A 10,947-nucleotide genomic window follows, 5' to 3' on the forward strand; every position below is an offset into this window, starting at 1 on the left:
TCACCTAATCAGTATGGTAACATTTTTTCATTACAAAGTGGTGGTTTCATTTTAATTCACTAGATGAAGGAAGCGCTTTTAAAAATTGATTCAACGAAAGTTTCTATTACGAAGACTTTTTCGGTTGTTGTTGATAAACAGCGGATTTTCTAAATAAATGTTGGAGAGATTTCTTTGTTTCTTCAAAGGTCAATTCACTTGCTGGTTTTCTTGCAATGACAATGTAGTCTTTTTCTTGCTTTAATTTATGACCTTCCTCTAAAAACACCTGGCGGATCAGTCGTTTAATTCGATTTCTCATCACTGCATTACCTATCTTCTTACTGACAGACAATCCTAAACGCAGTTCATCTTGATTTGGTTGATCCAGCTGGTAAATAACGAATTGACGATTCGCCATTGATTGACCTTTTTTAAACACTTTTTGAAACTCTTCATTTTTTTTTAGCCTGTTTCGCTTCTTCATGTTTTCTTCCACTCCGATAAAAACTGACAGTTCATTTACGATTTTATGTAAAAAAGACCACTGACATTATTCAGTGGCCTAAGCTGATAATTTTTTTCTACCTTTGCTGCGGCGTCGCTTTAAAACTAGACGTCCGTTCTTAGAACTCATACGGCTGCGGAAGCCATGAACTTTACTACGCTTACGGTTATTTGGTTGAAACGTTCTTTTCATTTATGACACCTCCCTGAGGAATAGCTGTTTAAGACAGTCTAACTCATTATATTTGTGTAACCCATCGATTGTCAATATCAACGATAAAACTCTTATTATCAACCTTATAAGCATAACATAATTTATCAAACGAAGAAACCTTCTTTTTTAGTTTCTAACATTTTATTCTCTTTTTCCTCCTAAAAGGCCTCCAAAACAAGGGTGTGGATATTTTTCCGGCATATTTAGACTATCCACATTCATTATCGACATTTTTTTCACACAAATAACCGGTGTGGATAATTAATTTTCAACAGGATGTAAAGTGTGTGGATAAGTTTGTGACACCCATTGCGCCATCGTGTTTATTTTGATATTATATTTGTGTTTTAACTCTTAATTAATTATCTGACCTATTTATGTTATCCACAAACTGTGGACAACCTGTGGAAAGATATTACACAGCTTGTTGAATTGTTTATCCACAGACTGTGTAATTTGTCGAAAAGACGTTTTTCTACTATATTATTTGTTTTCAACAATGTATGTGCACGAATGGTAATGACCATTTGCTCTTTTTCGTGTTCTATAACAGTTTGATACTGGTCATTTTAAAAAGAAAAGGAGGGGGGAGAAGCCTTATGGAAAATATTTTGGATCTGTGGAATAAAGCACTTCAAAAAATAGAGACAAAGTTGAGCAAACCTAGTTTTGAGACATGGATGAAATCGACAAAAGCCCATTCTCTTCAAGGTGATACGCTCACAATTACGGCACCTAATGAATTTGCTAGAGACTGGCTCGAATCAAGATATCTCCACTTAATTGCTGATACCATCTACGAACTGACAGGTGAAGAGCTCAGCATTAAATTTATTATTCCTCAAAATCAAGATGAAGTGGAAGCTATGCCAAAGTCTCCAATTAAAAAAATATCTAAAGAAGATCCCGTCGATATTCCACAAAATATGCTGAATCCAAAATATACATTTGATACTTTTGTTATTGGTTCAGGCAACCGATTTGCGCATGCCGCTTCACTTGCTGTTGCGGAAGCACCAGCAAAAGCATATAATCCGCTCTTTATTTATGGGGGCGTTGGTTTAGGAAAGACTCACTTGATGCATGCGATTGGTCATTATGTCATCGACCATAATCCATCAGCCAAAGTGGTCTATCTATCATCTGAAAAATTTACAAATGAATTTATCAACTCAATTCGAGACAACAAAGCTGTCGATTTCCGTAATCGCTATCGGAATGTCGATGTGCTTTTGATAGATGATATTCAATTTTTAGCAGGAAAAGAACAAACACAAGAAGAGTTTTTCCATACATTCAACACACTTCACGAAGAAAGTAAGCAAATCGTCATTTCTAGTGACCGGCCGCCGAAAGAAATTCCGACACTTGAAGACAGATTACGCTCTCGATTTGAATGGGGCCTAATCACAGACATTACCCCGCCAGATTTAGAAACGCGTATTGCGATTTTACGAAAAAAGGCAAAAGCAGAGGGCTTAGACATTCCGAATGAAGTCATGCTTTATATTGCCAATCAAATCGACAGCAACATTCGTGAACTGGAGGGTGCGTTGATTCGTGTCGTTGCTTACTCTTCTTTAATTAATAAAGACATCAATGCGGATCTAGCAGCTGAGGCGCTAAAGGACATCATTCCTTCATCGAAGCCAAGGGTCATTACAATTAAAGATATTCAAAGAATTGTAGGGCAGCAATTTAATATTCGTTTAGAGGATTTCAAAGCGAAGAAACGTACAAAGTCAGTTGCTTATCCAAGACAAATTGCCATGTATCTCTCTAGAGAAATGACCGATTCCTCTCTGCCTAAAATAGGAGAAGAATTTGGAGGTCGTGATCATACGACTGTCATTCATGCTCATGAGAAGATTTCGAAATTAATGGTTGAGGATGAACAGCTTCAGCAGCATGTGAAAGAAATCAAAGAACAATTAAAATAACCTGGCTGATATAATAAGTACGGGAAAATGTGAATAACTAGAACATAGTCATACACAGTCTGTCCACATGTGGATAGGCTGTCTTTCCTTTCTTTTTACCGACTTATCCACATATTCACAAGCCCTACTATTACTTCTACGATTTTTATTAATAAAATATATATACATGTCATTAAGAAAATTTAGGAGGACCACTATGAAATTCACGATTCAAAAAGATCGTCTTGTCGAAAGTGTCCAAGATGTATTAAAGGCCGTATCCTCTAGAACAACGATCCCTATTTTGACAGGGATCAAAATTGTTGCATCTGATGAGGGGGTTTCTCTCACAGGAAGCGACTCTGATATCTCAATTGAATCCTTTATTCCTCAAAGAGATGGAGATTTAGAAGTAATCACGATTGATCGTCCAGGGAGTATTGTGCTTCAGGCCCGCTTCTTTAGTGAAATTGTGAAGAAACTGCCAATGGCTACTGTCGAAATTGAAGTAGAACAAAATCACCTCACCATCATCCGTTCTGGTTCAGCGGAATTTAACTTAAACGGTCTAGATGCTGAGGAATATCCACATCTTCCGCAAATCGAAGAGCATCATGCATTTCAAATTCCGACAGATCTACTTAAAAACTTAATTCGTCAAACCGTTTTTGCAGTGTCCACCTCAGAAACACGACCTATCTTGACAGGTGTAAACTGGAAGGTGGAAAAAGGTGAATTAATATGCACAGCGACGGATAGCCACCGTCTTGCTTTAAGAAAAGCGAAGCTGGATATTGACGAGGAAAGCTCATACAATGTCGTCATTCCAGGGAAGAGCTTAACAGAACTAAGTAGAATCCTTGATGACGGACAAGATCTTGTGAGCATCGTGATTACAGAAACGCAAGTTCTCTTTAAAGCACAAAACGTGTTGTTCTTCTCAAGATTGCTGGATGGTAATTATCCAGATACAGCTCGCCTGATCCCGCAGGAAAGTAAAACAGATGTTGTGGTCAACACGAAGGAATTCCTTCAAGCTATTGATCGTGCATCACTTTTGGCAAGAGAGGGACGTAATAATGTTGTAAAGCTGTCAGCTGATCCTGAACAAAGCCTTGAGATTTCTTCTAATTCACCTGAAATTGGTAAAGTAGTCGAAACGGTTCAAGCAGATGATATTAAAGGGGAGGACCTCAAAATCTCCTTTAGTCCAAAATATATGCTAGATGCGTTAAAAGTATTAGAGGGAACAGAAATTCATGTAAGTTTCACTGGTGCTATGAGACCGTTCCTGTTGCGCACACCAAATGATGATTCAATCTTGCAGTTGATTCTTCCAGTCAGAACATATTAATTCAATCTAAAATAGCTGCTGTGTGAGTGCACAGCAGCTTTTCTTCTCGTTTACCATGCTTTCTTTCATCCCAGTTCGCTTTCCCCCTTTCCTTCTTGTCTTGTTTTTTAGTACAATTAGATATTAGTGATATTGAAAGAGGTCGATACAATGCCTAATCCTATAACCATTGAGAAAGAAATGATTACATTAGGGCAATTTTTGAAATTAGCCGAAGTCATCCAATCTGGCGGAATGGCGAAATCGTTTTTAAGTGAACATGAGGTGTTCATTAATCAAGAGCCAGATAATAGACGGGGACGCAAACTATACCCAGGAGATGTTGTCGAGATAGAAGGTTATGGCACATTTCAAGTTGTGAATTAGAAACGGGTGACAATACATGTACATTCAAAGTCTGGCGTTAACTTCATACCGAAACTATGAACACACCGAGCTTCAATTCGACAACAAGGTGAATGTCATGATCGGTGAGAATGCCCAAGGTAAAACGAACTTGATGGAAGCAATCTATGTATTGTCGATGGCAAAGTCGCATCGTACGTCAAATGATAAAGAACTTATCCGATGGGACCAAGACTATGCTAAAATAGAAGGTAGAGTCATTAAAAAAAATGGTCCACTCCCAATGCAGCTCGTGATCTCCAAAAAAGGGAAAAAGGGCAAGGTCAATCACATTGAACAACAGAAGCTCAGTCATTATGTTGGTGCGCTAAACACCATCATGTTTGCACCAGAGGACTTAAGTCTTGTAAAGGGCAGCCCGCAAATCCGCAGAAGATTCCTCGATATGGAGATTGGACAAGTTTCTGCTGTCTACTTGCATGATTTATCGCTCTATCAAAAAATTCTCTCTCAGCGGAATCATTACTTGAAACAACTGCAGACAAGAAAGCAAACGGATCAAGCGATGCTGGAGGTTTTAACAGAGCAGTTGATTGATGCGGCAGCGAAGGTTGTCAAAAGACGACTGACTTTTACGAAACAGCTCGAAAAATGGGCGCAGCCGTTGCATTTTGGCATATCTAGAGAGCTAGAAACACTCACGCTCCAATACCAAACGGCGATAGAGGTATCAGAAGCGTCAGACTTGTCGAAAATAAAGAATAGCTATGAAGAATCGTTTCAGAAACTAAGAGACAGAGAAATAGACCGAGGAGTGACGTTGTGGGGACCTCACAGAGATGACCTTCTTTTCTTTGTGAATGGTCGGGATGTTCAGACATATGGCTCTCAAGGGCAGCAAAGAACAACAGCTCTTTCACTAAAGCTGGCAGAAATCGACTTGATACACGAAGAAATCGGAGAATATCCCATTCTTCTACTCGATGATGTTTTATCTGAACTTGATGATTACAGACAGTCTCATTTGCTCCATACCATTCAGGGACGTGTACAGACCTTCGTCACCACAACAAGTGTTGAAGGCATCGATCACGCCACCTTGAAAGAAGCGGAAATTTTCAGAGTAGCCAGTGGGAAAGTAATTGACTGATAAATGAGGTGTGGGTCTTGTATATTCATTTAGGTGATGATTGTGTTGTTTCTACACGAGAGATTGTCGCAATTGTTGATTACAAAATGAGGTCGTCTTCTGTTGTAGAAGAGTTTCTTCAAAAACAAGAAGGACAAATCATTTCGTTATCACATGGGACACCCAAATCCATCGTCGTCACAACTAAATCTGTTTATTACTCTCCTCTTTCCTCAAGCACGCTCAAAAAACGTGCTTCATTTGTGATTGAAATTGAAGTCTAAAAGCTCAATTCATATAAATATATCGTTTAAGAAAAGTGTAGGTGAATGTACGTGGCAATGGAACAGCAACATAATAGTTATGATGAAAATCAGATACAGGTGCTTGAAGGACTAGAAGCTGTTAGAAAACGTCCAGGAATGTACATTGGGTCAACCAGTGCAAAAGGACTTCACCATCTTGTATGGGAAATTGTCGACAACAGTATTGATGAGGCTTTAGCTGGGTATTGCACAGATATTACGGTGCAAATTGAAAAGGATAATAGCATTACAGTGAAAGATAATGGCCGCGGAATTCCTGTTGGGATTCATGAGAAAATGGGACGTCCTGCTGTAGAGGTTATTATGACTGTTCTTCACGCTGGCGGTAAATTTGACGGCAGCGGTTATAAAGTATCTGGCGGTCTGCATGGCGTAGGGGCATCTGTTGTTAATGCGTTATCTACGACCTTAGACGTGACCGTATATCGTGATGGGAAAATTCATTATCAACAATTCAAACGCGGTGTTCCAGCTGGAGATTTAGAGATCATTGGTGAAACAGATGTTACAGGGACAACCACTCATTTTGTGCCAGATCCAGAAATTTTTACTGAAACTATTGAATTTGATTACGACACACTTGCTAACCGTGTACGTGAGTTAGCTTTCTTAACAAAAGGTGTAAACATCATTATTGAAGACTTACGCGAAGGTAAAGAACGACGAAATGAATACTGCTACGAAGGCGGTATTAAGAGCTATGTAGAACATTTAAATCGCTCAAAAGAAGTCGTTCATGAAGAACCTGTTTACATCGAAGGTGAAAAAGACGGAATCACGGTTGAAGTGGCATTACAATATAACGATTCCTATACAAGCAACATCTATTCCTTCGCCAACAATATCAACACGTATGAAGGCGGAACACACGAAGCGGGCTTTAAAACAGGTCTGACGCGTGTCATCAATGATTATGCTCGTAAAAATGGCGTATTCAAAGATGGAGACTCGAATTTGAGCGGTGAAGATGTGCGAGAAGGCTTAACAGCCATTATCTCTATCAAACATCCAGATCCTCAATTCGAAGGACAAACGAAGACAAAGCTTGGGAACTCAGAAGCAAGAACCATTACCGACTCCCTTTTCTCTGAAGCACTTGAGAAATTCCTCTTAGAGAACCCTGATTCTGCAAAGAAAATTGTGGAAAAAGGCGTGATGGCAGCTCGTGCAAGAATGGCTGCCAAAAAGGCACGTGAGCTGACAAGACGTAAAAGTGCACTGGAAGTCTCCAGCTTACCGGGGAAACTAGCGGACTGTTCTTCTAAAGACCCTTCCATCTCTGAACTCTATATCGTAGAGGGAGATTCTGCGGGTGGATCTGCTAAGCAAGGTCGTGATCGTCACTTCCAAGCAATCTTACCGTTAAGAGGGAAGATCCTAAACGTTGAAAAAGCGCGACTAGATAAAATTCTATCGAACAACGAGGTTCGTTCAATGATTACAGCGTTAGGAACTGGAATCGGAGAAGACTTCAATTTAGAGAAAGCTCGCTATCACAAAGTTGTGATTATGACCGATGCCGATGTGGATGGAGCGCACATTCGAACGCTGCTTTTAACATTCTTCTATCGCTACATGCGTGAAATCATTGAAAACGGTTATGTGTATATTGCACAGCCGCCTTTATATAAAGTGCAGCAAGGAAAACGTGTTGAGTACGTGTATAACGATAAACAGCTAGACGAGCTGTTGAAATCACTTTCTCAAACACCAAAACCTGGACTTCAGCGTTATAAAGGTCTTGGAGAAATGAATGCTTCTCAGCTTTGGGAAACAACAATGGATCCGGATGCGAGAACACTTCTTCAAGTGACACTTGAGGATGCAATCGATGCTGATGAGACATTTGAAATGCTCATGGGAGATAAAGTAGAGCCGAGAAGAAACTTTATCGAAGAAAATGCGCAATACGTGAAAAACCTCGATATTTAGATCCCTACTGAGAACAACCTTATTTCTTGTTTGGAATAAGGTTGTTTTTCAAGAAATAGGGGCGTGTAACCAATGTCCTGTTTTTCCGTGTTTTCGCTGATTTTCTAGTAAATAAATGTGTATAAAGACGAGATTATTGATATAATGGAGAATAGTCTTGTGAAGATAAATACATATTTTACTCCCACATAATTTATTTCATGTGATACGTAAAGGGAGGTTCTTATAGTGAGTGAACAACATACACCAAATGTACGCGAAGTGAATATTAGTCAGGAAATGCGTACGTCTTTTTTAGATTATGCAATGAGTGTGATTGTGTCGCGTGCATTACCAGATGTGCGTGACGGATTAAAGCCCGTGCATCGAAGAATTTTGTATGCGATGAATGACCTAGGTATGACAAGTGATAAACCATTTAAGAAATCTGCACGTATTGTCGGGGAAGTTATCGGTAAGTATCACCCTCATGGTGACAGTGCTGTATACGAAGCGATGGTTCGTATGGCGCAAGACTTCAACTATCGTTATATGTTAGTAGATGGTCATGGAAACTTTGGTTCAGTCGATGGAGACGGAGCAGCGGCGATGCGTTACACCGAGGCACGTTTATCGAAGATTTCTATGGAAATCCTCCGTGATATCACTAAGGATACCATTGATTATCAGGATAACTATGACGGCAGTGAAAGAGAGCCAATGGTGATGCCTGCAAGATTCCCGAACTTGTTGGTCAACGGAGCGACAGGAATTGCTGTAGGCATGGCGACTAATATTCCACCGCACCAACTAGGTGAAGTGATTGATGGGGTATTGGCTATCAGTCAAAACCCGGAAATGACCACACAGGAGCTTATGGATATCATTCCAGGTCCAGATTTCCCAACAGCAGGTCAAATCATTGGCCGAAGTGGTATTCGGAAGGCGTATGAGACAGGGCGCGGCTCTATTACATTAAGAGCAAAATCGGATATTGAGGAAACATCTAGTGGTAAACAGCGCATTGTTATCAATGAGATCCCTTACCAAGTCAACAAAGCCCGTTTAATTGAAAAAATTGCTGATCTTGTGCGTGATAAAAAGATTGATGGCATTACAGACTTGCGTGATGAATCAGATCGTAATGGTATGCGTATTGTCATTGAACTGCGTAGAGATGCAAACGTTCATGTTCTATTAAACAATCTTTATAAACAAACGACACTTCAAACGTCTTTTGGTATCAACTTATTAGCACTTGTTGATGGACAGCCGAAAGTCTTGTCCCTCAAACAATGTCTTGAGTATTATCTAGAGCATCAAAAAGTGATCATTCGCAGAAGAACAGCATATGAGCTGCGTAAAGCAGAAGCAAGAGCACACATTTTAGAAGGTCTGAGAATTGCACTTGATCACTTAGATGAAGTCATTGCTTTAATTAGAGGCTCTCAAACTGCAGAAATTGCGAGAAATGGTTTGATGGAGAACTATAGCTTGTCTGAAAAACAGGCACAGGCCATTCTTGATATGCGACTTCAGCGTTTGACTGGTCTAGAACGAGAAAAGATAGAAGATGAATATAAAGGACTTGTTGATTTGATTGCTGAATTAAAAGCCATTTTAGCAGACAATGAGAAAGTACTTGAAATCATTAGAGAAGAATTAATAGAAATTAAAGAACGCTTCAATGATACGCGTCGTACTGAAATTGTGACAGCGGGTATTGAAACAATTGAAGACGAAGATTTGATTCCTGTTGAGAACATCGTGATTACGCTGACGCATAATGGTTATATCAAGCGTCTCCCTGCATCAACATACCGCAGTCAAAAAAGAGGCGGTAAAGGTGTCCAAGGAATGGGAACCAACGAAGATGATTTCGTTGAACAGTTGATTTCAACATCGACCCACGATACGATTCTTTTCTTCTCTAATAAAGGGAAGGTATATCGTGCGAAAGGGTATGAGATTCCTGAATTCGGACGGACAGCGAAAGGGATTCCGATCATTAACCTTCTTGAAGTAGAAAAGGGAGAATGGATTAACGCCATTATTCCAGTAAGCGAATTTGATGAAAATTCGTACCTCTTCTTTACAACAAGACACGGTGTATCAAAACGGACGACATTGTCTCAGTTCGCTAACATTCGAAACAACGGTCTTATTGCACTTAGCCTTCGTGACGAGGATGAACTGATGGCTGTTCGTTTAACCAATGGAGAAAAACAAATCATCATTGGAACGAAAAAGGGAATGCTGATCCGTTTTGACGAGACTGATGTTCGAGAAATGGGACGTACGGCAGCTGGAGTGAAAGGGATCACACTTTCCGAAGATGACATTGTCGTAGGTATGGAAATCCTTGAGCCAGATGCAAACGTATTGATTGTAACTGAAAAAGGATATGGCAAACTAACCCCTGAAAAAGAATACCGTGTTCAAAGTCGTGGCGGTAAAGGTCTTAAAACGTGCAAAATCACTGACAATAACGGCCCACTTGTCACAGTGAAAGCAACTAATGCTGAAGCCGAAGAAGACTTGATGATTATTACAGGAAGCGGTGTAATCATTCGTATGGCCGTTTCTGACATTTCGACAACAGGTCGAGTCACTCAAGGTGTTCGCCTAATCCGTCTTGGTGATGAGGAACATGTCGCAACAGTGGCATTAGTTGAACAATCACAAGAAGACGATGAAGATAATGAAGAGAACGTAGAGAATATAGAGTCAGATCAAGAGCAATCTGAGTAAAAATAAAGCCGGTTTTTCACCGGCTTTATTTTTTTTGAAAAAACACCACTTTTTTTGAAATTTATAATGCTTTTTTCATAGATATGTGTTAATCTTTCAAAGGAGCAAAAAGAGGCTCTATTTTTTATCTCATTCCCCAGTAAAAACTTCTTAGAAAAACAAAATGTTTTTTAAGAAAAATGTTGACTGTTGATAGAGATATATGATATATTTAAGTGGTCGCTTTAAGAGAGTGACACACAAGTTCTTTGAAAACTAAACAAGACAAAACGTACCTGTTAATTCGAGTTTTTATAAAAAAATCCTATGAAATATCATAGGTAGTCAGTCAAACGCTGACGAAAAACAAAACTTCGGTTTTGTACTTTTTCGGAGAGTTTGATCCTGGCTCAGGACGAACGCTGGCGGCGTGCCTAATACATGCAAGTCGAGCGAACAGAAGGGAGCTTGCTCCCGGATGTTAGCGGCGGACGGGTGAGTAACACGTGGGTAACCTGCCTGTAAGACTGGGA

9 protein-coding genes and 1 rRNA gene are annotated in these 10,947 nt (G+C 39.7%); 8 read left to right on the plus strand and 2 right to left on the minus strand.

Annotation, left to right across the window (positions count from 1 at the left end; all coding sequences use genetic code 11):
• Positions 1-106 precede the first annotated feature (106 nt).
• Positions 107-466 (minus strand): ribonuclease P protein component, encoded by a 360-nt coding sequence (gene rnpA / locus SB660_RS05150; RefSeq protein ID WP_003214983.1) that lies wholly within the window; start codon positions 464-466, stop codon positions 107-109.
• Positions 467-544: 78 nt separating this feature from the next.
• Complete coding sequence (gene rpmH / locus SB660_RS05155; protein ID WP_008360908.1) at positions 545-679, minus strand: 50S ribosomal protein L34; 135 nt, start codon at positions 677-679, stop codon at positions 545-547.
• A gap of 620 nt (positions 680-1,299) precedes the next feature.
• Here rpmH and dnaA point away from each other — a divergent pair.
• The 8 genes from dnaA to SB660_RS05195 form a co-directional block, all read left to right on the plus strand.
• Positions 1,300-2,640 carry a chromosomal replication initiator protein DnaA gene (dnaA, locus tag SB660_RS05160; protein ID WP_058013178.1) on the plus strand — a complete coding sequence of 447 codons (1,341 nt, stop codon included), beginning with the start codon at positions 1,300-1,302 and terminating at the stop codon, positions 2,638-2,640.
• Positions 2,641-2,836: 196 nt separating this feature from the next.
• On the plus strand, positions 2,837-3,973 hold the full coding sequence (dnaN, locus tag SB660_RS05165) for a DNA polymerase III subunit beta (RefSeq protein WP_041815072.1): 1,137 nt from the start codon (positions 2,837-2,839) through the stop codon (positions 3,971-3,973).
• 150 nt (positions 3,974-4,123) lie between these two features.
• On the plus strand, positions 4,124-4,339 hold the full coding sequence (gene yaaA, locus SB660_RS05170) for a S4 domain-containing protein YaaA (RefSeq protein ID WP_410581636.1): 216 nt from the start codon (positions 4,124-4,126) through the stop codon (positions 4,337-4,339).
• A gap of 16 nt (positions 4,340-4,355) precedes the next feature.
• Entirely contained in the window at positions 4,356-5,468 is a 1,113-nt protein-coding gene (gene recF / locus SB660_RS05175; RefSeq protein ID WP_061406450.1) for a DNA replication/repair protein RecF, read from the plus strand.
• A 17-nt stretch (positions 5,469-5,485) separates the two neighbouring features.
• Positions 5,486-5,731, plus strand: coding sequence for an extracellular matrix regulator RemB (remB, locus tag SB660_RS05180; protein ID WP_061406453.1), 246 nt, complete (start codon positions 5,486-5,488; stop codon positions 5,729-5,731).
• Positions 5,732-5,788: 57 nt separating this feature from the next.
• Entirely contained in the window at positions 5,789-7,705 is a 1,917-nt protein-coding gene (gyrB, locus tag SB660_RS05185; protein WP_058013868.1) for a DNA topoisomerase (ATP-hydrolyzing) subunit B, read from the plus strand.
• A 228-nt stretch (positions 7,706-7,933) separates the two neighbouring features.
• Positions 7,934-10,435, plus strand: a complete 2,502-nt coding sequence (gene gyrA / locus SB660_RS05190) for a DNA gyrase subunit A (RefSeq protein ID WP_410581638.1) — start codon at positions 7,934-7,936, stop codon at positions 10,433-10,435.
• 366 nt (positions 10,436-10,801) lie between these two features.
• Positions 10,802-10,947: ribosomal RNA gene (locus SB660_RS05195) — 16S ribosomal RNA — on the plus strand; the annotation flags it as partial.

This window comes from Bacillus sp. SIMBA_005 (assembly GCF_046535585.1).
GTDB lineage: Bacteria > Bacillota > Bacilli > Bacillales > Bacillaceae > Bacillus > Bacillus pumilus.